Here is a 21,643-nt window from a genome sequence, read left to right as displayed (position 1 = left end):
TTAGAGTCCCCCTGTTAATTCGCGTATTCTGGATTCGATGACTTGCATATCGTCGCCTTGAAGCGGGCGTGGATCGATATCGAAATAGCCTTGCTTTACCCCATAGTCGCGAGTATAGATAGCAATATCGCCATCCTGTAACCCTGCAACGACTTTCCCAGCTGTTGTGCCAGCGAGTGTAGAATCAATCTTGATGCGGGCCCGGAATATCGCCCTTCCAGCTTCATCCTGCACGATCGTTACTTGTACTCCCGTAAGCTCGTTAAGAGGCATCAATACCTGTAGCGCATCTTTCTCTTGCTCACTTTTATCTATTTTCACACTATACTCATCTAGCGCTTGAAGCAATCCGAACGAGGCTTCTTTACCGACCTTCATGCTCCGGCCGATGCCGTGCAGCTGAACCTTGAGCCATTCGATATATTGGCGTTTGCCTCCGACGATGCCTGAGGTTGGGCCTTCGATCGCTTTCGAACCACTATAAATAGCAAGATCCGAATATTTCACATATTTCTGCAAATCCTCTTCAGCGGCAGCGTCAACGATAAGCGGGATGCCCCTGCGTTGTGCAATGTCCCATGCTTCTTCGACGGAAATCATGTTCTTCTGAACGGAGTGATGCGACTTGACGTATAGGATGGCTGCCGTATTGTCGCAGATTGCATCCTCGATGTGCTCGGCTTTACCTTCATTAGCATATCCGACCTCGATAAGCTTGCCTCCACCCAGATAGACCATCGTCTCAACAGGAGCTCCGTACTGTACGTTGTGACCCTTTAATATAATGATTTCGTTGTTCGGAATAGTCTCTTGATGTAGACGCTCGCTCTTGCGGCGATTCCCGCGTGTCACAAGGGCAGCTACCGATAGTGCAATACCACTGGATGCGGAGTTCACGACGACTGCAGCTTCTGATCCTAGAATTCCAGCGATATAGTCTCCGGCCTTGTCCACGAGGTCTGCGATCTCTACATAATTCTGACCGCCATGCTTCATGGCGTCCATGACGGTATCGGTTGGAGCCGACACGCCAAGAATACTCATTCTACCGCTTGCATTAATGACGCGTTTAAGACCGTATTTGGCATTCAATGAGCTTGCCATTCACAACAACTCCTCTTGGTTGAATAATAGTGTTGGCAGAACGCTCGTCACCTTCAGAATCAATGAAAGTGACGGGTTCTTTCCGAATATCGAATAACGTTAGATTTGCGACATCTCCGATTTGAATACGACCTAGCTCCGGCTTGCGAAGCCACTCTGCCGCATTCGAAGTAACTGCAGAGATGACTTGCTCCAAGGAATATCCCAAGTAAAGAAACTTCGATAGAACATGTGCAAGGCTATAGACGGGACCGTTCATGCGGTTACCCCGATAAATGTCTGAACTAATTGTGTTTAATGCTATCCCGTGCTGAATGGCGGCTTCCGCGACCCTAAAGGAGAAGCTAGCTGTACCATGCCCAACGTCAAGGTGCACGCCGCGACTGATCGCCTCTAATAATACCTGTAACGGATTACCCTCCTGATCGAACAGATTGTTCTTTTTCCCATTCAGGTAATGAGTAATCACATCCCTATTGGACAAGAGGGGAACGATTTCCCTAATATCCGGTGGTCCAGAACCGATGTGTACCATTAAGGGGAGCTCAGTTTCATCGGATAATTTACGTGCGATACGAAGGGGCTCGATGCCACTTGCACCGACAACACTTTGGCTAATCCTAGCCTTTAAGCCAACGAGGCTAGATTTATACTTTGCCACTGCATCGATAACTTTCTCTTCATTGATCCATTCTAATTGAGACAGCTCATCAACTCGGGATAATCCGATGTGAGAGATGTTTAAGAAGGCGAACAATTGTGTAAGAGCCTGTTCTCCGCTGGAGACTAAGTCTCCGATTCGGTCGGCACCACAGCTTCCTGCATCGACAATCGTAGTTACACCTTGTTTAATCCCGATCTCATCGATCTCATCCCCATAGGGATCGAAATCAGGGAACGCATGGACATGTAGGTCAATCCATCCACTTGATACGTATACATCGGAGAAGTCGAAGCTCGCGTCCCCTCGTCCGTTGCCGGCTGGAGTAATATCTACGATCACCTTATTGTTGATTGTGATATCGATAGCTTCTCCCGTCACTCTTTTGAGGTTGCGTAAAACGAATTGTTGTTGCATGGTTTTCACCCTTTTCCACGGCGAAGTGGTTAATCTATTCTGTAAACAATATAACGTTATAATGTTATAGGTGTCAATAATGCCGAATTGAGTATCTTCTATTAACGTAGGTTTGGAAATAAAACAAAAAAATCCCCGGCATAATCGCCGAGGATGGTAAGTTTCCAAGTTGGTTGCGGGGGCAGGATTTGAACCTGCGGCCTTCGGGTTATGAGCCCGACGAGCTACCGGGCTGCTCCACCCCGCGACATTAATAAGATGAGCTGACTTGCGAATTCCAACTGGATTTCCTACTATATAGTACTTATGTGTAATAAGCAAGCTTTAACCGAAAATTGTTTTTAGCAGTGGGAGAAGGGGCTTTAGACCAAAGTTACATCTAAATATAAATATTTTACGGAAGTAGGAGCTATTGTCGTTTGAATGTGTTATACTAAGAATCTGATCTGCTAAACAAATCAAAACCTTGAAACTCACATATCGAAAAGGTGTTCATTTGTGCAATGATAACTTTTTCAATGTGTGATTTTTGTTTAACTCAAGAAAAACATGTTAATAAAATTTTGGGGGTCACTTATTATGGAAACAGGTTCAGTAAAATGGTTTAACGCAGACAAAGGTTTTGGATTTATCGAAGTTGAAGGCGGAAATGATGTATTCGTTCATTTCTCTGCTATTCAAGGCGACGGCTACAAATCCCTTGACGAAGGCCAAAGAGTACAATTCAACATTGTACAAGGCAACCGTGGACCACAAGCTGAGAACGTTGTAAAACTGTAGTTCTCAGATTTCTAGGAAGATAAGAACTGCCCTTAACATTGTTGAGGGCAGTTCTTTAATCTAAGGAGGGGTTAATATGTACTATCGAAAAAAATCGTTAGAGGAAGTTCCTTTGGAAGACACAGCGATTTGGTCATGCCCAACGGAAGGCTGTAAGGGTTGGATTCGCGATAACTTTGCATTCGAGAATCAACCCACTTGTCACCTGTGTCACACTCCGATGGTTAGTGGAACGAGGATGCTACCCTTGATCGATAATACGAATAAAGATATGAAGGCCCTCAAAAAAGGCACGATGATTTCATAAAAAGAAAATTAGAAACAATAATAAAGCCTTCAAGCCGCGTAACAGGTGGTTTTGAAGGCTTTTTTCTGCGGTTTATTAACGATCTACACGAATATTTCCATGAAGTGCCTCGCGCTTTTTGAGAGATGACGATCCCGAAGCCACACAATACCAACTTCGCTTTGAAATTCCACATCAGCTATCGTGATTTGTTTAAGGTGAGGGGATGCAAAGGTGTTCATTACCGACTTCGGCAATATGGCCACCCCAATTCCTGAGGCGACTAGCGAGACTGTTATAGCGACACTGGAGCATTCACAAATAATTCGTGGTTCTAGATCATGTTGTTTGAACTCGTGAAAAACACGATTGTGCATGCCTGTTGTTCTATCCGTTTTGAGGGTGAGGAATGGATAACGCGCAAGCTCCTGTAGAGTCATGGTACGTTGATTGGGATCTGTACACCATTCACTTGGCACGACAGCTACGAACGGGTCCGAAGGCAATGGGAGTATGGAATAATGCTGCGATTGTAGGTCGGATTGAAAAGGGAGTCGGCTCACAATGAGCTCAAGATCTCGATTTTCTAACAATTCGCCAAGCTGATAGTGGTCACCCTCTTGAATTTTGAAGGTAACTTGCGGATACTTTTCGTTGAACAACCGTATAGCTGGAGGTAATAAGGAAATACAAGAAACGACGACTCCAATTGATAAGACGCCTTGAACTCCTTCACCCACCTCTTGAACATAGGTGATTGTTTCGTTAAATTGATCCATGAGGGTGATCGCCCTCTGACGAAGCAGCTCTCCGGCTTGGGTAAGCTGTAATTGCTTCCCGTTGCGATCGAAAAGAATAACCCCGAGCTCTTGCTCCATCAGCTTAAGCTGACGACTTAACGGAGGCTGCTCCATATTTAAGTGTTTAGCTGCACGAGTAATCTGTCTCTCGTTGGCAATAGCTAAGAAGTATCGTAGCTGGCGCATATCCATCGGATGATTGCCCCCTTCATATATACCCTAAAGGTATGGATAACCGATAAAACAAATATTATCAATATACTTAACGCTCTGCTATCATTAAATAATAACGGATGAAGGTAAGGAGAAGATGTTCAAATGGGCCTTAAGATTTCTGTAGAGTTAACGACAACACCTAAAACAAAACCGGCAATCGAAAACCTCAGCTTTGGGAAGTATTTTACGGACCATATGTTCATCATGGATTATGATGTAGGGGCAGGCTGGCATGATCCGCGGATCATTCCGTATCAACCGATCTCGTTAGATCCTGCGGCCAAAGTATTTCATTACGGACAAACCGTATTTGAAGGAATGAAGGCTTATAAGACGCCTGAGGGATCGGTTCTTATGTTCCGTCCTTACAAGAATCTGCAGCGCCTTAATCGCTCCAATGCTCGCCTGAGTATACCATCCATCGACGAAGATTTGGTTATGGAAGCACTGAAGCAGCTCATTAAAGTAGATGAAGATTGGATTCCTGCCGAGCAAGGTACATCCCTATATATCCGTCCTTTCGTTATTGCTACGCAACCTACGCTTGGTGTATCGCCATCGGAGCAGTATCATTTTATCATCATCCTATCTCCGGTAGGCTCGTACTACGCAGAAGGAATCAATCCGGTTAGCATCTACGTGGAATCGGAGTATGTCCGTGCGGTTACAGGTGGAGTAGGAAATGCGAAGACGGGCGGTAATTACGCAGCGGGATTGAAAGCGCAGCAGGAAGCGACTGAAAAAGGATACTCCCAAGTGCTCTGGCTAGACGGTGTTCATCGGAAGTATATCGAGGAAGTCGGGAGCATGAATGTGTTCTTCAAAATCGGGGGCAAAGTCATCACTCCAGCGTTAAACGGCAGCATATTAGACGGTGTAACCCGTGATTCGGTCATTCGAGTGCTTCAACACTGGAACATCGAGGTCGAGGAGAAGAGAATCTCCATCGACGAATTAGTTGAAGCCTATCGCAAGGGTACCTTAGAGGAAGCGTTTGGTACAGGCACTGCTGCCGTCATTTCACCGATCGGGGAATTGAACTGGCAAGGGGACAAGCTGACGTTGAATGATGGTCAAACCGGGCCTATCTCGGCCAAGGTATATGACTTTATTACCGGTATGCAAAGAGGGACATTAGAAGATCCATTTGGTTGGATTTTGGAAGTCGATCCAAAGATATAGTAAAAAAGGCGCATATCTGACAAATTTAGATATGTCTCTTGATATAGTTAAGACCTAAGACTTATAATGTAGGTATGAGTTTTTGTGGGTAGGCATGTTTGCCTACCTAAATTAGTTAAATATGATTATGCATCTATGAATCGCATGCACGAAAAGGCAAACCTTTTGAAAGAAAGGGACGCAAAGCTGTGGGCCTAAGGAACTAACGTTCTATGGTTGCCAAGTTACCGAATGGAGCGTAAGGGCATCTTCCATTCGGAGGATGCTCTTTTTTTTGCCTATCAGAAAGGTTATCATTCATTTTATTTTTCTGATAAGTCTTCGACATAAACGTTGAACTCCGTGAAAGGACGGTGTCAGTCGTTTATGCTTGTTGGCGTGCAATTTGTATACTCGTGACTTCGATGAGTTGCCATTCGAGAGGTGCTAGTCTTGAAGAAACATATTTCGGAAACTGAACTGATAACGCTCATTGACCAATTAAATTTGGATAAGATGGAGGAACATTCAGCGTTTAGCGAAATGGGAACAGATGAAATAGACCCGAATGATCCAGCGTATAAGCAAGATGGATCGATTCGAATCCACAATCAGAAAATTCATGTTCAGGATCCCATCAATGGCGGAGATTTTGCTGTCATCTATCCGATGAGTCCGTTGAAATTGTATATCAACGACAAGGAGGTATTCGGGGAATCCGAGGTCAGCGCGGAAGATCGAATATCATGGGAGATCGAACAGCTGCCCTTGTTCGAGGTTATGATATCTGAAGACAAGCTGATCGCTCATTTCCACCTGCATGCCAAAGAACGTTACTGTTCGAGGATTGCCGATACGGACCCGGCACACCGGTTGATTGTTAAGGCTGAAGAGGACATGGGTATGGTATTGAAGACAGTACAGCTTGGGGATGTTGTGGCTAAGCTCGAAGAGATGTCTATTAAGGCACGTATTGAATTTGCAGCGATCCAGCAAGAGCTGTTGCTTCCGACGTATCTTCCCATTGTCGTTGCTAGGGGGAAAGCACCCGTGTTGGGCAAAGATGCGCGGCTGGAAATCTACTTCTCACAGCAGGTGGAGAGCGAATTTTTCGAGGTTGATGGATCCATTGATTTTCGTAATCATTTACGAATTCCGTCCGTCAAGGAGGGTGAATTGATGGCGAGAAAAATCCCGCTCGTTGACGGAATCGCCGGATATGACGTGCGCGGTAGCATTACGCTTCCAACACCCCCTAAAGATCTGTTTATGGTGGCGAAGGACAATGTCGAGCTTACAGCCGATGGAAGCGTGATTGCAAGGATTCAGGGAAGGCCACGAATAACGGGAAGCAAAATTAAAATCTTCGATGTGTCTACTTCCTATGTTGTATCGGGTGATGTGGATATCGAGACGGGCAACATTGTTTTCTCCGGTGATGTAATCGTACATGGGGACGTCACAGACAACATGATCATCGAATCGCTTGGTAACGTGTACGTATACGGAAGCGTGTACAATTCTACGATAACGGCTACAGGTAGCATTAACGTGAGGGGAAACGTTATTGCGAGCAAGCTATATTCGGGTTACTTCGGCGTATTGTTTAACCGTCTCTATCATACTTCGAAAATGCTGTGCGATTATATGGAGAAGCTTCTGGTTGCCTCCAAGCTTCTGACGGAGGCGCTTGAAGCCAAGAATCAGTCTGTCCGATATGGACAGATCGTTCTATTGCTGATGGAAACTAAGATGAAAGAAATTCCCGAAGCGATTAAAGAATTACAATACGTGATCTCGAATATCCAGCATATTAAGCAAGAGGAGTACGAGAAGCTGAAGGAAGTATCCGAGATATTCTCGCAACCGACGAAGCTGCTGGAGATGGTCACTTACGGATGCGTACAAAGCTTTCTTGCCTTGCTGCAGGACACCCACAGCGAAGTCGCTCGGATGCAGGAGGAGAACGTGGAAATCAGCGTCAATCAGTGTCAGAATAGCGAGCTAAAATCCAACGGCGACATTGTGATCAATCGAGACGGCGTACTCTTATGCGAATTATTTTCCGCCAGGAACATCGTGTTCGTTTCTGATAATTCGATATGTAGAGGCTCTCGCTTAGAAGCAGGCGACAGCATATCGGCAAAGGTCATCGGGGGTCAAACGGGTGCGATTTCCATGCTTAAAGCTAAGAGGAAAGTGAAGGTTCAAAAAATGTTCTCGGGACGCATATGCATCGGGAAATATTGCAAGGACGTATTCGAACTCGTTGAGGATACAACTTTCGATATTCAGATGATAAAAGAGTAATGCCTAAACCAATGAGTGATGTCTGACAACAGAAAGTGGTTGGTGAGATGAATAGGGATACGCGGCAGGATAATTATTTGGGAATGAGGGTGAATAAGAATATATATAACAAGCAGGGGATTCTGGTTATCCCTGCTTTAAGGGCGTTAACAGACATAGATATCGCCCTCCTTTCAGGGCACGGGATATTTCTATCGGATCAAGATGTGGAGCCGATCACCATTCTTGATTTGGTGGACTCCGCGATCAAGGAAGTTAGGCAGGTATTCGATATTGCCAAAAATTCAGACCATATTCCCTTCGCTACCGTTCGAGATAAAATCATTCCGATAATCCTATTCATGAGCAATCATCCTAACTTAAATCAAATTCTTGTTCATCTGGAAAACTACGACGAGTATGTATACCGACATAGCATAGGGGTAGCGCTGTTATCTAAGCTAATCGGTAAAGCACTGGATTTCAGTGATGAACAATTGCTGGAGCTGATGACAGCGGGGTTCCTGCATGACATTGGAAAATCAAAAGTTCCTTCTGCGATTCTCAACAAACCGGGAAAGCTGACTAAAGAAGAGTATGAGATAGTGAAAAAACATACGCTATATGGGTACGATATCATCAAGAGCTCTGTAGGAATTCCCGAACGGCATGCCTATGTTGCCCTTCAGCATCATGAACGCGAAGATGGGAGTGGGTATCCATTCGGCTTGAAGGGCCATGAGGTCGATGGTTATAGTAAAATTGTTGCGGTTGCGGATGTCTTCCATGCGATGGTGTCTAAGCGGGTCTACAAATTACCGGTCCCGTTCTATCAGGTGCTGAAGGAAATGTCGGACAATGCATACGGCCGGCTTGAGCCATCGATTACTTTGAGTTTCTTAAAAAAAATTATGGATGTCATGATAGGGAATACGGTAGTGTTATCGAACGGATGTGTAGGTAAAATCGTAAGGGTTGGAGCGCATGATCCGGTACAACCTATTGTGGAGGTAAACGGCAGCTATATCGACCTTAGCAATGAGCATGAAATTCATCTAGAGAGGTTTATTTAAAAGAACGCCCGTTCGACTCCCAACTGGGAAGCGAACGGGCGTTCTTTGTTTAACCGTTATTTGGAATTATATTAGCCCTTCACTGCGCCGGCAACGACGCCTTTGACAATAAACTTCTGCAAGAAGATGAATACGACGATGGATGGCAATACAGCCATTACCATGGCAGTCATCGCATACTGCCAGTCCGACGTATATTGGCCGACGAACGTGTAAGCGGCAAGCGTTAGTGTCTTGGTGGATGGAGAACCGTTTACCATGAGAAGCGGAAGCAAGAAGTCATTCCAAATCCACATGACATCAATAATGACAATTGTAGCTGTAACTGGCTTAAGCAATGGGAAAATCACTTTGAAGAACAGACCGAAGCCGGATGCCCCATCTATTGTGGCACTTTCATCGATTTCCTTAGGGATTCCCTTCACGAATCCGTGATAGATAAATACCGCAAGAGGTGCACCGAAGCCCCAATAGAGAACGCCTAGTCCCCATGTGCTATTCGTCAGATGAAGATCCTTGGATAGCTGAAGCACGGTTAGCATGATCGATTGAAACGGAATGAGCATCGGCATGATGCAGAGAAAGTAAACAATAATACTAAAGCGGCTCTTCGTTCTAGAGAGCTTGTAAGCAGCAATCGACGAAACGAGAATGATACCTGCCAGCCCAACACTTGTAATGACCGCGTTATTAAGAAATAACTTTGGATAATTAATGAAAGACCACACGTAAGAGTAATTCTCAAATGCCAGCTGCTTAGGAAGAGCGACCACATCGCTCATGACTTCTCCGAAGCTCTTAAGTGAGTTGTTGATCGCCAAGAACAGCGGATATAAGAAGACGAGCGAGAGAAGCACCATTACGATTTCAAGGATAAGACGACCTGCTCTGTTGCGTTTCATCAGGCGTCGACCTCCCTTCGTTTGAAGAGCGTCAGTTGAACAATAGTGACGATTAGAACAGCGACGAATAGGATAAGCGCTTTGGCTGTCCCGTAGCCGTATAGATTATTCTGGAAGGTATCTCTATAAATATCGTACGCGACACTATAAGTTGTTCCTCCAGGTCCTCCTCCTGTTAAAGAAAGGATGACATCGAATACTTTAATCGAGTTCGTCAAAGCCATAAATACGGATATCGTAATGGATGGCGCAAGCAGCGGCAATGTAATGCTGAAAAATTTACGGAAAGGTCCAGCGCCGTCAACGGTTGCAGCTTCCTTCAAATCCTCAGGTACGGACTGCAAGCCAGCGATGTAAATGACGAGGAAGAAACCGACGGACTGCCAGATGGAAACGGCGACGATGGAAACAAATGCGAGATCCGGGTCCCCGAGCCAGCTGAGCTTGAAGATTCCCCATCCTGTGCTTGCCCCGAGCGATTCGAAGCCTTGCATGAAAATGAATTTCCAGATGAATCCGACAATAACGAGACTCAGGATATAAGGAATAAAGAAGGATGTTCTAAGCCATGTTGTGCTTTTCAGCTTCATATCTAGAATGATAGCCAGTCCAATCGCAAGTACGTTTACTAGCACGATGTAGAGTATCGCGTATTTCAATGTAAACAAAGCTGCATTGGTGAAATTGGCATCCCCACTAAAAATTTGCTTGAAATTATCGAGTCCGATAAAAGTCGGATGTTTCGAAATCCCATTCCACTTCGTCATGGAATAGCGGATAGTCATGGCGAAGGGGATGTAGAAGGCTACAGCAATACAGATCAGAACCGGCAAGGTGAATATTCCGAATTCCAGTTTGTCGCTCCACTTTCTCCCTAAAGACTTAAACATGAAAGCACCTCTCTTTACCTATTTCACATGATGGCTTAGTTGGTGAATATGACATACCCGATTTAATTCGACTATACTGTGTATTATAAAATAGCCTCACACCCGGCAAAATGGATTTAAGAAATCAATTAAGGGTAAAAAGGTGAACGGAATGGGGTGCCCCAAATGAAGATGAAAAAGTTAATTGGACGAGCTATTCGCTCAGTTTCTTCAATAAGCGAACGTTATTCGCGGCGGCTGGTCAATAAGCTGATCTTGCTTTTTACATCGATTATTATCCTTGTCGTTGCATCATTGACGATTATTTCGTATCAGATGCTACAGAAGGAGTCCGTTGATAATAGCATTGCAAGCACGACGAACAATTTGCATCTCGTTAATCAGAACCTAGAAAGTTATTTGGCGGGTATTGAGCAGTTGTCGCTGCCACAAATCCGGTATGACGAACTGAATAATGCGATTATGCACGAAGATAAGGACTACGCCTCAAGAATGTATTTAGAGGATTATTTACGTGATCTGTTTTTCTCGCGTAATGACTTGGAAACCATCTACCTCTACTTGATTGATCAGCAGAAGTATTATTCCATTTCGAAGGAGAATTATAACATCACGGTCCGCACAGGCTCGTCGCCTGTCATCGTTGATATGCCTTGGTATAAGCAGGCTTTGAACAATCCATCTAATCGGATTTTCCAATCTTTTGTGGGTAATGTATCTGCGACTGGTTATCCGATTAACACTGAGAAAAGCTTTATGGCGTACCACAGAGTATTGAGGACGATCGTATCTCGGCAGCCACAGGCTGTCTTTTCTTTCTACTTCAACAAGTCCGCCACAGATGAGATTATGAAGGATATTCCTTATAACGACGGACAGCATCTCTTATTTCTGAGTCCGGATAATGTGCCTTTTTATGCAGATAATCCTGCTTACTACAATCGGATCAAGGAAGAGGGATTTATCGATAAGTTAACGGAAAGCTCGACCGGACGTGTAACCTGGGGAGTAGGTGCTGAGAAGTTTCTTGTGGTTTATAACGTTGGAGAACAGGACGGATGGAAGCTCATTAAGCCCATTCCTTACAAGCAAATCTATGAAGCGGCGACGACAACTCGGAATTGGAGCTTCATGATCGGAATCCTGTTCCTTCTTCTTTCCGTAATTCTCGTGTCGCTTACGTCGAACGCCATTACCAGACCGCTTAAGAAGCTATCCCATCAGATGAGCCGGTTTAGCGCAGGTGATTTCGATACGGAGATTGAGGTGAAAGGAAGGGATGAGATTTCGTATTTATCCCGCCATTTCAACCAGATGGTGAAGCGGACGAATGATCTCATTAACGAGCGGTATAAGATGAAGCTCGTGGAGAAGAATGCAATTCTCAAAGCACTCGAAGCGGAAATTAATCCGCACTTCCTATACAATGCGCTGCAGGCCATATCCACTAAAGCGTTGAAGAACGAGCGATACGATATTGCGGATATGATCGATGCTCTTGCCCTCACATTGAGATACTGTATTAGTGGGAAGGATGTTGTATTTGCAAGAGAGGAATTGAAACACATCGAACGCTATATGGCTCTGCAGAAGGCCCGGTTCGGGAGCAGACTGCAGGTCACATATGAATGGGAAGACTCTTTGATGGAGCTACAGCTACCGAAGCTGTCTATTCAAACGCTAGTTGAAAATGCGATTAAGCATGGGCTCGAGAAGGTGTCGAGCACGGTGACCATTATTATACGAGCGCAGCTAAGTCCAAGCCATGCAGTGATTTCCGTGCATGATGATGGACCGGGTTTTACGTTGGAAAAGCTGGGGAAAGTGTTGAAATCTTTCGAGAGTGATTGGGAAGATCGTAATGACGAGAGCGAGAATATTGGATTGGTTAATCTAAATACACGCTTGAAGCTTCTCTATGGGGAGGCGGCGGAGTTACGCATTCGATCGGATGCGACGGGAACGGAAATGCAGATGTGGTTACCGCGGGGGAGTGGGAATTATGTATAATGTGCTAATTATTGATGATGAAGAGCCATTACGTGAGGCCATTCGCATATTAGGGGATTGGACGGGGCTAGGTGTCGAGCAGGTGCTGGAAGCCACGAATGGGCAAATGGGTCTTGAGATGCTGGCGAAGCACAAGATCGATCTGGCTATTGTCGATATGAAGATGCCTGAACTGAACGGCATGGAGCTTCTCCAAATTATTGAACGGGAGTACCCTGATTTATTGACCATTGTTATTAGTGGGTACAACGATTTCGAATATACGAGACAAGCTATTCGCTCCAAGGTCGTCGATTACTTATTGAAGCCGGTCAATCGGACAGATTTGAACCAAGCGCTCACGAAAGCTGTTAATGTATTGAAAGCTAAGCACAAGATGGAGAGCGAGTTCATTAACAAGAACATCACGTTAAATATGTCCTTACCTAAGCTTAAGGAAAAAATATATTTGTCTATCATCGATCGTAGCTTAAAGACTCATCTTAGCGAGGCCATGCTGCCTTTGATTGGTGCGGAGCATTCCGCGAACCGATTTGCGGCTGTTATCTTCAGAATTCTCAATCTGGAGGAGATAAGCAGCCGGCGCTTTTATAAGGATGTGGACTTGCTTCATTTCGCTGTTGCTAATGTTATTAACGAGATCGCGGGTGATCATTTCCAATGCTTTAGCTTTGCTAATCCGAAGCAGGGAAGAGAAATCATTACTGTAGTTACGATGCAGGGCGGGTATCGGGAGGATATGGTCTATCGTTCTGTTCATCAGATGAACAAGGTAGCCTTAAAGCTTAATGAGTTGTTCGACGCTCTGGTGATTGTTGGGATCGGGGAAATTTGCGACGATGTGATGGGAATTGCAACCTCATATGAAACCGCCCGATCATTTATTAACGGAGTTGATTTGTTGAAGCTCCGTAAGGCAGTCGTCGTTAATGGGGCGGATAAGGTCGTAGGAGGCTTAGGGCAGGACACCCATTCCTTGATTTCGAGAATGCCGCTCATTCACAACGCGTTTGAAAGTGGGAATATTCAGCACGCAAAAACGATACTGAGTGATTTTGTGAAAAGATGGAGATCCTTGGATAGCTTTAGCATCGGTGAAGCAGACCGGGCTTTGCAGGATTTCACCATTCTGATGAATGATATGGCATTAGAGCTCAAGGTTGCTTCTGAACGCTTGCCGATGGACGGTCAGAATGCTTTGCGAGGGATCGGAATAGGGGCTGATTTTACAACCTTTGATCAATTCGAAGCATTGTTAATCCGGATTTTAGAATATTATGGGGATGAAATAAGAAGCTCTTTGTTAACGAACAGACCGTTCGAGGTAGGGGATATTAAGTCATACATCGATAGCCATTATTTCGAGGATATTAAGATTTCGATGTTCACGGAGAAATACTTCCTAAGCAGGGAATACTTAATGAGGCTATTTAAACAGCAATTTGGATTTGGCATTCATGAATACGTGCAGAAGGTGAGAATGGACAAGGCCAAACAGCTCTTAGACGATCCAAGCCTGAAGATTCAGGACATTTCTGCGATGCTCGGATACAAGGATAAGAATTATTTTAGCAAGGCTTTCCGGAACTACTACTCTCTTTCACCCTCAGAATATAGAGATGGACGTGCAGATGGATAAAAAGTGAACCGGCTGCATTCGACCACTTTTTTACCCTTAACTATTCACTTATGTACATTCTTATCTGCCTTATCTTTGTTTAGAATAGGCATCGTAGTCAAGTATTCAACTTAAGAAACGGGGGCAATACGATGTTAAAAAGATTTGGGGCACTGTCCATAAGCTTGGTATTAATAGTGGGAATCCTCGCTGCATGCGGGAGTAATAACAACAATAACGCTGGTAATGGTGGCGCTACGGCAACAGGAAGTGCGGAAGGTAATTCTTCTAAACCGGTCACAATCAACATGTTTACAGCCTCTCCCGAATATACGGATGCTTTCAATGCGTATATCGCGGAATATAAAAAAGTTAAGCCTAACGTCACAATTAACTTGGAAATTATGCAAGCCGATTATAATACCGTTCTGAAATCAAGAATCGCAGCGGGTAGCACGCCAGATGTATTCCAAACGACTGCGGGTGGGGACATTGATACGTTTGCAGAATACAGTGCGGACTTGACTAGCGAGCCGCTTGCTGCGGCAATGACGGATGCTGTTCGTTCAAATATGAGCTCAACTGATGGTAAAGTTCTGGGTCTTCCAATCAAAGGAAACTTATTCGTGATGATGTACAACAAGAAATTGTTGGCGGATGCAGGGATTGCAACTCCTCCTAAGACAACTGCGGAGCTCGCCGATGCGATCACGAAGCTGGAAGCGAAAGGAATTACTCCATTCGCCAATGCTTATAAAGAGTGGTGGGTATGGAAGCATGTCGCTCAGCATTTCGTGGATGCAGCTGCACAAGACGCTAATATCACTCCTAAAGAGCTAGTCGATCAATTCATTGCGGGCACAACGACTTTCAAGGATCACCCGGTTCTGAATAACAATTTCTTCGAATTTATCGATCAAACCGTGAAGCACGGAACAGATAAGCCTCTAGAGCGCGATAGCAATGCCGAAGTAAGTGACTTCGCTTCTGGTAAAGCAGCGTTCATGACAGGTAAAGGCGCATGGGATGAGGAAGCGATTAAGAAAATCAACCCTGATTTCGAGCTTGGCATTATGGGCTACCCGGTTAGTGATAAAGCAGAGCAATCGCAAATCATTACAGGTGCAGATCAAGCTCTACGTATCAACAAAGATTCCAAGGTTGCCAAAGAAACTATCGAGTTCTTTAACTGGCTGTATACATCTGATTACGGCAAAGCATGGTTCTCTAACGTAGCTAAGGTTATTCCTCCGATCAAGGATGCTCCAATGCCTGACTTGGATATGCCTAAGCAAATGGAAGAAATCCTGAAAACCGAAAAATCCGGAGATCTGTCGGTTAACTATTCCCTGGATACTTTCCACCAAAAATTCGGTGAGCTAATGCAAGGTTACATTGGCGGCAGCAAGAAGAAGGATCAAGCGATCGATGAAATTCAGAAAGCATGGATTCAATTCGGTTCTGCTCAATAAGCAAAACAACCGGCCTCCAATACCACCTAAACGTGGGGTTGGAGGCTTTATTTGTAGATAAAAACGGGAAGGTGTGAGACCATCATGAGCAAACAAATCGCTGTCGTTGAAAATGGTTTGAACTTAGTTATCGAGGTAACGGATGATGGGGATACGCGCTTGCTTCATTTCGGAGTGGAGCGCTTCGAGCCCGATCATGTTAAGGAGGAGCAGAAGCCCGGATTCCGGCTTATGGAGCTGCAATTAACAGGGGAGGATCGTGCTGAATATCACGGAAGAACGCATCGGGCAACTTATCCAGGCCTTCGCATGGTTTATCAAGAGCATAGAGATAATCGAAACGAAAACGGACGTAAGCTCGAAATTGAGCTAAAGGATCCCGTGACAGGCTTGCGAGCGGTGCAGCATTTTCAGTTTTACGAAGGGGTTCAGACCGTACGTTGCTGGAACGTCTTGAGCAATGAGGGTCGCGATTCCGTTGGAGTGGAATATGTCTCGTCATTTGCGTTAACTGGCTTGGATATCGGTGGAATTCAGGATCGCGATGAGAAGATGTCTTTGTCGTTGGCTCATAATGGCTGGCAAAGTGAGCTGCAATGGAGAACGTATAAGCTACCTGAGCTTGGCTTGTCCCACGTCATTGATCGGGGATCCAAGCGTATATCTTGCAGCAATACCGGCTCTTGGTCCGCGGCGGAGCATATTCCGATGGCTGTATTGGAGAACACAGAAACGGGAACGAGCTTGTTCTGGCAAATTGAGCATAACGGATCTTGGCATTGGGAGATCATCGATCAAGTTGATAGGCTGACCTTATTGATAAGCGGGCCAACAGAGCACGATAATCATTGGTGGAAAAAGCTGCAGCCAGGGGAGGAATTCGTTTCTGTTCCTGTTGCTGTTGGAGCTGTGAATGGTGGTTTCGAGCAGGCAATTGGGCAGTTAACGACCTATAGACGGCGGATTCGCAGGGATAATGAGGATAACCGACAATTGCGGGTTATTTTCAATGATTATATGAATTGTCTATGGGGTGCTCCAACGACGGAAAAGCTACTTCCCTTAATTGATGCCGCTTCGGATGTGGGCTGCGAATACTTCTGTATCGACGCTGGCTGGTATGCCCCGGGCGAATGGTGGGACGGAGTTGGTGAATGGATGCCTTCACAGGAGAGATTTCCAGAAGGAATCAAATATGTACTTGATTATATTCGCGGCAAAGGGATGATCCCCGGATTGTGGCTGGAGCTAGAAGTGATGGGGATCAACAGTCAGAAGCTTGTGGAGACAAGCGATGATTGGTTCTTCATGCGACATGGGACAAGAGTGAAGGATCGGAGCCGTTACCAGCTGGATTACCGTAATCCAGCTGTCATAGCTCATGCGAATGAAGTCATTCGGCGATTGGTCGAGGATTATGGGGTTGGCTACATTAAGATGGATTACAACATCAATGGTGGCATCGGTACGGAAACCGAAGCAGATAGCTTTGGAGATGGCTTGCTTCAGCATAATCGGGCTTATCTGGATTGGCTCGACGCAATCTTTGTAAGATATCCCGACTTGGTTATCGAGAATTGCTCAAGTGGTGGCATGAGGATGGATTATGCGATGCTTAGTCGCCATAGCATTCAATCTACTAGTGACCAAGAGGATTACGCCAAATACGCGGCCATCGCAGCGAGCTCGCCTGCGGCACTCACACCGGAGCAATCCGCGATTTGGTCTTATCCGCTTCGCGAGGGGGATGACGAGGAAGTCATCTTTAATATGGTAAACGCATTATTGCTTCGCGTACACCAGAGTGGACATCTCGCTGAACTAAGTCCTCGCCGGAGGGAACTAGTTAAGGAAGCACTTGATTATTACAAGACGATTCGGGAAGACATTCGAGAAGCGTTACCTTTCTGGCCTCTCGGATTACCCACGCAGCAGGATGATTGGGTTAGCTTCGGATTACGCCGCGAGGATCGGTTGTATTTGGCAGTATGGAGAATTTCTGGTGAAGAACCGACAATGACGCTGCCAATTAAACAACTGAAGGGTCAAGAGTTAGCCGTTCGCTGCGCTTATCCGCAAGCCCATCATTGTGAGTGGAGCTGGAACGCTGAGGCTGGAGAGCTTGTTGTCCATCTGCCTGAGGTGAAGACAGCTAGATTGTTTGAGATTGGAGTCGTAGGTAGCTGACATAGCAACAAGCTAGGCAATAGAAGGTAGGGAATAGAAGCTAGGTAATAGAAGCCCCCCAAATGAAGCGATTTGGGGGCTTTTGAGTTGCGATGCGCTGTCATCTTTCATCTGTCAACGATCAGCCGAGCTAGCCAAGTATAAAAGGGGTTTGTTCATTTGTGTCGTATATACAGGTAATGAATCGTTTGTGCGAGGTGGATGGGGGGTGGGTAAGCCTATGAATAAGGATAAGCAAATTCGCATTTTTGATAGGCAAGCGGGACAATATGAGAAGAAGAAGGAACCTGAATCCTTACGCCAATGGCGGCAGAAGCTATTGCAGCATGCGTCGGGTCATGTGCTGGAGCTTGCCGTGGGTGCTGGGGCGAATTTCCCGTTCTATCCCGCTGGTGTGCAGATTACGGCTACTGATTTTAGTGCGGAGATGCTTAAGAAAGCGACCAAGGCAGCAGAACAATATCGGACTCAAGTTGAGTTTATGTTGTCTGACATCAATGAATTGGAGTTTGCGGAGCATTCTTTTGATACTATCGTCTCCACGTTATCCTTTTGCAGCTACAAGGAGCCCTTGAAAGTACTAGAAAAGCTTAGGAAATGGTGCAAGCCCAGCGGTGAAATCTTACTTCTGGAGCATGGGATCAGTTCTAATATGGCGTTCTCTGTTGGACAGAAAATACTGAACCCGCTGCTCTACCGATTAATTGGCTGTCATCATACTCGTAATATGATCGATCTGGTCAACCAATCGGGATTGAAGATAACGAAGACAGAGAGCCACTGGCTGGGCTGTATCGATTTAATCTGGGCTAAGCCACCAAATGCCAGCACACTCGGGTAACCGGACTAAGTGTTGTTCAACGACTCGATCTGCAAGCTCTTCCCCGAAGAAGAAGCGTGTAAGCCGCTCGGCTTGCTGAATATGGTCAAATTCATAATCTGTTCGGATCCACCGATGTGAGAAGCCATATACGTCGACTAACTTAGCGTAATAGGCCTTCAAGAAGTCAGGTGCAGAAGGAGTCTCATGACCGGTTCCTAATGTTTCGAAAATAATGACCGTCCCATTAGGGCGAAGGACACGTTGGATCTCGCTGATGATCATGTCCAGGTTCTGTTCCCACTCGGGTTCGTCGGTGTTTGCTAAGTACCCCATACTCCATCCTGAGACGATGAGATCTGCACTTTGATCGTCTAATGGCAGCTTGCGATGGTCGGCAACTTTAGTAGTCCAGTTAGTTAGGCAAGCATCTACTAGTCGTTCAGCAGTAATCTGAAGCATAGCCTCGGAGGCATCCAAAGCGATGATGGTTTTGGCCTCTGGGGCGAGAACCATCGTTAACCTTCCGGTACCTGCTCCCATGTCCACAATATCGAGTCCACTCAATGGCTGTATTTCCTCGATCACTTCTTTTAACTCTGGCTGTTTAGAAATTAATTCGTCATATTGGGCTGCTTCTTGCTTATAAATCCTTGTGTGATCAGGCATGGGGGCTGTCCTCCTTATAGGCGTATACGATGTGTAGTGATTCGTTCATTTGGTGAAGCTTCGTGCGATACCCATTAATCTCAAACCATTCGATCATGGCTCGGAGCGAGGGAGAATCTGATTCCGCGAGATCGCCAAGGCAGATTCGTCCGAGAGGCTTCAATACTCTTCGCATTTCTTCCAGTGCAAGGATCTGCTGATCTGGGGTGAGATGATGAAAGGCGAAGCTAGATACAACAAAATCAAATTGTTCTTCGAGATAAGGTAGGGCTAGGAAGTTTCCTATCCTTGTATCAAGATGAGGTAGCTTCTTCCGACAGAGACGCAGCATCTCCTTGGATTGATCAACGCCGGACATTCGGCTACCCAGCTCCAGAAACCTCGCAGCCAGATTACCTGTCCCCGTCCCAATATCAAGCCCATGCTCATCCTTCATTGGCTTAACCGACCGAAGAATCATGTCCAAGGAATCATCGTAGTTCGCATAGTTTCCCGTATTCGTCGCAACGCGTTCATCGTGGGTGGGTGCCTGTTGATTGAAATTCCACGTATCCTTCCAGTTGCTGCGCTGCTCTCTTAACTGCTTAGAAGCCTCGGCAAGCCGAAAAATATGATCAAGAGGTAGGGTGTGCTCGGCTCCGAGAAGCTCAATCATATGATCGGTCGTTTCAATGATCTGTTTGATTTGTAGCCATTCGGACATCATGACCGACCGTTGAAGCTCCAGGTAATATTGCAGTTCTTCCTTGCCGTGCTCCTCCGATTGCTCCAGAGCCTGTCTAATATCCGACAAGGACATCCCTGCTTCGCGGAGAGAAATGATCGTTTGCAATCGCCAGATGTCTTTCTCAGTGAAGGTCCGATACAGATTGTCCGGTTGCTTGGAAGGAGACAGAAGTCCTTTCTGCTCATAGAATCGGATCGCTCGCGGAGAGATGTTCAGCTTATCTGCTACTACTTTAATTTTCATATCGAACACCTCCTCAACCCCATTTTAAACGTTGTCGTTAGGTCAATGTAAAGGGGGAGAGGAAAAGATTATTTATTGCTCCGGATTCTTCGTGAAATAGGAGAAGCAGTAGGAAATCGTAAGAAGAAGGGCAAGTGACTCGAATGTGATAACGAAGCTAGTGGTTTTCAATAGGTTGAGTGTAATGAGCGGACCGAGAGTGGCTCCTAAGAACAAAATAAACGAATAGATCGTCATAGCGGCGACCCGTGAGTTGCCCGCGATTGTCCCGGCCAAGGATACGAGTGTGGGAATGATCATAGAAATACCCGCAACGTAGACGATACTGGATAGGATCAGCAGAGTAAGATTCCCTTGAATTCCGATCGCGGCTAATCCCGTTATCGCAACGAGTAGTCCGACTTTTACCATCCTCTGCATCCCGAAACGGGCAACTAGCTTTCCAGTGAATAAGGATAATGTCATGCCTACGATGCCGGTTGCGCGTACGCTTAGAATTTGTTGTGAATTCAATTCGTAAGGAGAATAGGATAAGTAGCTGCCTATCGCGGCATACATTCCAACGAAGGTTAGAAACAAGGTCAAGGCGATGAGGTAGCAGAACATAAGCGGTTTGTTCCGGAATAACACCCCCATTTGCTTATAAACAAGAAAGAAGCTATTCGTAGACGTTGATGCTGACGTTGATCTTATTCTGGGATGGGCTCCCGAAGGAGCAAAGAGGCCCAATAAAACAGCGGAAAGCAAGTAGGCGATTCCTAACCAATAAAAGACATAGGACCAGCTTAAGCTCTGAACAACGAGGCTGCTAAACACCTGTCCAACGATCCCGGCGAGAAGGAAGCCGGTGCTAATGAAGCCGATGGTTGCAACCCGTTTCTCCAATGGGAAAGTCTCCATAATATAGGTCAGTGCGTTGGGTACAAAAGAAGCGGCAACCAATCCTTGAACGGCACGGATCGTAATGACCCCTGGTAAGCTATCCATAAGTCCGATTAAAGGGGAGACTAGGGTGAGTGCGACTAATCCGAATAGCATCATGGCTTTCGTTCCATAGCGGTCCGATAAAGGGGCAAGGAGTAGGAATCCTAAAGCATAAGTCAGAGAAAAGGCGCTACTGGTCCAAGCGGTCAGTTCCGGAGTCGTTTGAAAGGCTTGAGCGAACAGCGAGGTCATCGGCAATGTAATGTACACGCTAGATACGACGGCTATGCCGCACCATACGAGGATTAGGGTTAATAGTCGATGCTGAGTTTTTGAGAGGCTCTTGAGCTTTGCGATGGATTGCATCATCTGCATCATGAGAAATGCCTCCTTC

At 45.7% G+C, this 21,643-nt stretch carries 18 protein-coding genes, 1 tRNA gene and 1 riboswitch; of the genes, 10 read left to right on the top strand and 9 right to left on the bottom strand.

What is annotated here, in order from left to right:
* The 3 genes from M1K58_RS13380 to M1K58_RS13370 all read right to left on the bottom strand — a co-directional run bounded on the left by M1K58_RS13380 (position 1) and on the right by M1K58_RS13370 (position 2,429).
* Positions 1 to 1,104, bottom strand: coding sequence for a DgaE family pyridoxal phosphate-dependent ammonia lyase (locus M1K58_RS13380; RefSeq protein ID WP_256759357.1), 1,104 nt, complete (start codon positions 1,102 to 1,104; stop codon positions 1 to 3).
* Positions 1,070 to 2,182, bottom strand: a complete 1,113-nt coding sequence (locus tag M1K58_RS13375) for an amidohydrolase/deacetylase family metallohydrolase (RefSeq protein ID WP_256759356.1) — start codon at positions 2,180 to 2,182, stop codon at positions 1,070 to 1,072. The genes M1K58_RS13380 and M1K58_RS13375 overlap by 35 nt, the downstream gene beginning before the upstream one ends.
* A 170-nt stretch (positions 2,183 to 2,352) precedes the next feature.
* Positions 2,353 to 2,429, bottom strand: a tRNA-Met gene (locus M1K58_RS13370).
* 332 nt (positions 2,430 to 2,761) lie between these two features.
* On the opposite strand from M1K58_RS13370, the gene M1K58_RS13365 reads away from it, so the two are divergent.
* Both M1K58_RS13365 and M1K58_RS13360 read left to right on the top strand, forming a co-directional pair.
* Positions 2,762 to 2,962 (top strand): cold-shock protein, encoded by a 201-nt coding sequence (locus tag M1K58_RS13365; protein ID WP_256759355.1) that lies wholly within the window; start codon positions 2,762 to 2,764, stop codon positions 2,960 to 2,962.
* A gap of 76 nt (positions 2,963 to 3,038) precedes the next feature.
* Entirely contained in the window at positions 3,039 to 3,269 is a 231-nt protein-coding gene (locus M1K58_RS13360; protein WP_256759354.1) for a cold-shock protein, read from the top strand.
* Between the two features lie 83 nt (positions 3,270 to 3,352).
* Here the strand turns inward: M1K58_RS13360 and M1K58_RS13355 are convergent, their stop codons facing one another.
* On the bottom strand, positions 3,353 to 4,240 hold the full coding sequence (locus M1K58_RS13355; RefSeq protein ID WP_256759353.1) for a LysR family transcriptional regulator: 888 nt from the start codon (positions 4,238 to 4,240) through the stop codon (positions 3,353 to 3,355).
* A gap of 126 nt (positions 4,241 to 4,366) precedes the next feature.
* Between M1K58_RS13355 and M1K58_RS13350 the strand changes: the two genes are divergently transcribed.
* From M1K58_RS13350 to M1K58_RS13340, 3 genes are all read left to right on the top strand, one after another.
* Positions 4,367 to 5,446: a branched-chain amino acid aminotransferase gene (locus tag M1K58_RS13350; RefSeq protein WP_256759352.1), complete on the top strand. Its 1,080-nt coding sequence runs from the start codon at positions 4,367 to 4,369 to the stop codon at positions 5,444 to 5,446.
* A 145-nt stretch (positions 5,447 to 5,591) separates the two neighbouring features.
* A riboswitch (cyclic di-GMP riboswitch) is annotated at positions 5,592 to 5,678 on the top strand.
* 200 nt (positions 5,679 to 5,878) lie between these two features.
* Positions 5,879 to 7,735 (top strand): FapA family protein, encoded by a 1,857-nt coding sequence (locus tag M1K58_RS13345; RefSeq protein WP_256759351.1) that lies wholly within the window; start codon positions 5,879 to 5,881, stop codon positions 7,733 to 7,735.
* 47 nt (positions 7,736 to 7,782) lie between these two features.
* Entirely contained in the window at positions 7,783 to 8,787 is a 1,005-nt protein-coding gene (locus M1K58_RS13340) for an HD-GYP domain-containing protein (protein WP_256759350.1), read from the top strand.
* Between the two features lie 71 nt (positions 8,788 to 8,858).
* Here M1K58_RS13340 and M1K58_RS13335 read toward each other — a convergent pair whose 3' ends face one another.
* Both M1K58_RS13335 and M1K58_RS13330 read right to left on the bottom strand, forming a co-directional pair.
* Positions 8,859 to 9,689 carry a carbohydrate ABC transporter permease gene (locus M1K58_RS13335; RefSeq protein WP_256759349.1) on the bottom strand — a complete coding sequence of 277 codons (831 nt, stop codon included), beginning with the start codon at positions 9,687 to 9,689 and terminating at the stop codon, positions 8,859 to 8,861.
* On the bottom strand, positions 9,689 to 10,579 hold the full coding sequence (locus tag M1K58_RS13330; RefSeq protein ID WP_256759348.1) for a carbohydrate ABC transporter permease: 891 nt from the start codon (positions 10,577 to 10,579) through the stop codon (positions 9,689 to 9,691). The genes M1K58_RS13335 and M1K58_RS13330 overlap by 1 nt, the downstream gene beginning before the upstream one ends.
* Before the next feature lie 165 nt (positions 10,580 to 10,744).
* Between M1K58_RS13330 and M1K58_RS13325 the strand changes: the two genes are divergently transcribed.
* The 5 genes from M1K58_RS13325 to M1K58_RS13305 all read left to right on the top strand — a co-directional run bounded on the left by M1K58_RS13325 (position 10,745) and on the right by M1K58_RS13305 (position 18,707).
* Positions 10,745 to 12,589 (top strand): sensor histidine kinase, encoded by a 1,845-nt coding sequence (locus M1K58_RS13325; RefSeq protein WP_372339156.1) that lies wholly within the window; start codon positions 10,745 to 10,747, stop codon positions 12,587 to 12,589.
* Positions 12,582 to 14,228, top strand: a complete 1,647-nt coding sequence (locus M1K58_RS13320) for a response regulator transcription factor (RefSeq protein ID WP_256759347.1) — start codon at positions 12,582 to 12,584, stop codon at positions 14,226 to 14,228. Before M1K58_RS13325 ends, M1K58_RS13320 begins: the two co-directional genes overlap by 8 nt.
* A gap of 131 nt (positions 14,229 to 14,359) precedes the next feature.
* Positions 14,360 to 15,679, top strand: coding sequence for an ABC transporter substrate-binding protein (locus tag M1K58_RS13315; protein WP_256759346.1), 1,320 nt, complete (start codon positions 14,360 to 14,362; stop codon positions 15,677 to 15,679).
* Positions 15,680 to 15,763: 84 nt separating this feature from the next.
* Positions 15,764 to 17,866 (top strand): glycoside hydrolase family 36 protein, encoded by a 2,103-nt coding sequence (locus tag M1K58_RS13310; protein WP_256759345.1) that lies wholly within the window; start codon positions 15,764 to 15,766, stop codon positions 17,864 to 17,866.
* A gap of 220 nt (positions 17,867 to 18,086) precedes the next feature.
* Positions 18,087 to 18,707 (top strand): class I SAM-dependent methyltransferase, encoded by a 621-nt coding sequence (locus tag M1K58_RS13305; RefSeq protein ID WP_256759344.1) that lies wholly within the window; start codon positions 18,087 to 18,089, stop codon positions 18,705 to 18,707.
* Here M1K58_RS13305 and M1K58_RS13300 read toward each other — a convergent pair.
* The 3 genes from M1K58_RS13300 to M1K58_RS13290 form a co-directional block, all read right to left on the bottom strand.
* Complete coding sequence (locus M1K58_RS13300) at positions 18,666 to 19,355, bottom strand: class I SAM-dependent methyltransferase (RefSeq protein ID WP_256759343.1); 690 nt, start codon at positions 19,353 to 19,355, stop codon at positions 18,666 to 18,668. The genes M1K58_RS13305 and M1K58_RS13300 overlap by 42 nt on opposite strands.
* Complete coding sequence (locus M1K58_RS13295; RefSeq protein WP_256759342.1) at positions 19,348 to 20,325, bottom strand: MerR family transcriptional regulator; 978 nt, start codon at positions 20,323 to 20,325, stop codon at positions 19,348 to 19,350. The genes M1K58_RS13300 and M1K58_RS13295 overlap by 8 nt, the downstream gene beginning before the upstream one ends.
* Positions 20,326 to 20,397: 72 nt before the next feature.
* Positions 20,398 to 21,627, bottom strand: a complete 1,230-nt coding sequence (locus M1K58_RS13290; protein WP_256759341.1) for an MFS transporter — start codon at positions 21,625 to 21,627, stop codon at positions 20,398 to 20,400.
* Positions 21,628 to 21,643: the final 16 nt, after the last annotated feature.

The organism is Cohnella sp. WQ 127256 (genome assembly GCF_024519285.1).
Classification (GTDB): domain Bacteria; phylum Bacillota; class Bacilli; order Paenibacillales; family Paenibacillaceae; genus Cohnella.
This window is presented reverse-complemented; position numbering and strand designations above follow the sequence as displayed.